Source organism: Sphingomonas sp. 66-10 (genome assembly GCF_001897045.1).
GTDB classification, from domain to species: domain Bacteria; phylum Pseudomonadota; class Alphaproteobacteria; order Sphingomonadales; family Sphingomonadaceae; genus Sphingomonas; species Sphingomonas lycopersici.
This window is the reverse complement of sequence record NZ_MKRR01000140.1, coordinates 2,333-4,126: the sequence shown is the minus strand read 5'-3', so window position 1 is coordinate 4,126 and position 1,794 is coordinate 2,333. Positions and strand designations below refer to the sequence as shown.

Annotated in this window: 2 protein-coding genes; both read left to right on the top strand. The window is 62.2% G+C overall.

What is annotated here, in order from left to right; translation table 11 throughout:
- Window positions 1–37: 37 nt before the first annotated feature.
- Window positions 38–1,573 (top strand): PAS domain-containing sensor histidine kinase, encoded by a 1,536-nt coding sequence (locus BGN95_RS20550; protein WP_286773844.1) that lies wholly within the window; start codon window positions 38–40, stop codon window positions 1,571–1,573.
- Window positions 1,563–1,794 (top strand): response regulator transcription factor (locus tag BGN95_RS20545; RefSeq protein WP_286773843.1); only part of this gene is annotated, 232 nt, incomplete at its 3' end. The genes BGN95_RS20550 and BGN95_RS20545, both read left to right, overlap by 11 nt.

Here is a 1,794-nt window from a genome sequence, read left to right as displayed (position 1 = left end):
CGGATACGTGCGCCCGGCCAGGTATGTGAGCCGGCCGATGGTCGACACGAGGCGCGGGGCGGACGAGATTGCAAGCGACGTAGCGCGGCTTGCGCCGCTGTTCCTGCGACAGGCTGGCGGCCACGTCCTGACGCTGCTCGATCCTTCCGGGATCGTGCTGAGCTATAATGAAGAAGGCGAGCGTGCCGAATGTTGGCCGCTCGACCGTGTTCTGGCACAGCCGCACCACCTGTTCTACCCGCCAGACGAGATAACGGCAGGACGGCCCCGCGCCGACTTGGACGCCGCTCTGCGCGAAGGCACTCTGGAGCGTGAAGCCTGGCGAGTCTGCGAGAACGGCTCGGAATACCTTGCGCGATTGACCATCACTGCGCTGTTCGAAGACGACGCCCATCGAGGCTTTGCCTGCATCAGCCGGGATGTCACCGACGAGGCGGCGGTCCGGGCTTCAAACGAAACGCGCGAGCAGCATCTGCAATCGATCCTGGCGACCGTACCTGATGCAATGATAATAATCGACGAGGCCGGCGTCATCACCTCGTTCAGCGCTGCTGCCCAGCGCATGTTCGGCTATTCGGAAGCCGAGCTCGTCGGGCAAAATGTCTCCTGTCTTATGCCTCAGCCCGACCGCGACCGGCACGACGAATACATCGCGCATTATCTGCAGACGGGCGAGCGCCGGATCATCGGTCTGGGCCGCGTCGTTGTGGGTCAGCGCCGCGACGGCTCGACCTTCCCGATGCAGTTGTCGGTCGGCGAGGCCGGTGAAGAGGGCCAGCGGCTTTTCACAGGGTTCATCCGGGATCTCACCGCCAAGGAGCAGGATGAGCTCAGGCTCAAGGAACTGCAAGCGGAGTTGGTTCATGTCTCGCGGTTGAGCGCGATGGGTACGATGGCCTCCACGCTTGCTCATGAACTCAATCAGCCGCTCGCCGCAGTGGCGCTCTATCTCGAAACCATTCGGGACATGCTCGCTGTCCAGAATGATGAGCCATTCGTCTCTCTTCGGTCCGTAATGGACGATGCCGCTCAGGAGACGCTGCGCGCTGGCCACATCGTCCGGCGCCTCCGCGACTTCGTCGCACGCGGTGAGGTCGACAAGAGTTTGCACGACCTGCCGCAAGTCATCACCGAGGCAAGCCAACTGGCACTGGTCGGCGCGCGCGAGCGGGGCATCCGTAGCTTCTTCGCAATCGACCCCGCAGCCACGCCGGTCCTCATCGACAGGGTGCAGATCCAGCAGGTGCTCGTAAACCTGATGCGCAACGCCGTTGAGGCCATGGCAGAATCATCGATCCGCGACCTCAAAGTCGCGACGAGTTTGCGTGCCGACGGCCTTGTCGAGGTTACGGTGGAGGATACCGGCCCCGGGATCGCGGAAGAAATTCGCGAACAACTGTTCATAGCGTTCACATCGACGAAGGCCGACGGCATGGGCCTTGGCCTCTCGATCTGCCGGACGATCATCGAAGCACATGGCGGCCGCATCTGGATGGAGCGCTCCGACCGAGGCGGCACGTGCTTTCACTTCACGCTGATCCACGCGCGGGCGGAGGAGGAACATGGGGGATAGACGCATCATTCATCTGGTCGACGACGAGGAGAGCATCCGCAAGGCGGCAAGCTTCGCGCTCAAAACCGCGGGCTATGATGTCATCGCCTACACCTCCGGAGTGGAATTTCTCAGGACAGCGAAGTCCGCTGAAGTAGGCTGCGTTATCTTGGATGTGCGGATGCCTGAAATGGACGGTCTCCAAGTCCAGACCACTATGGCTGCGCGTGGGATCAACATGC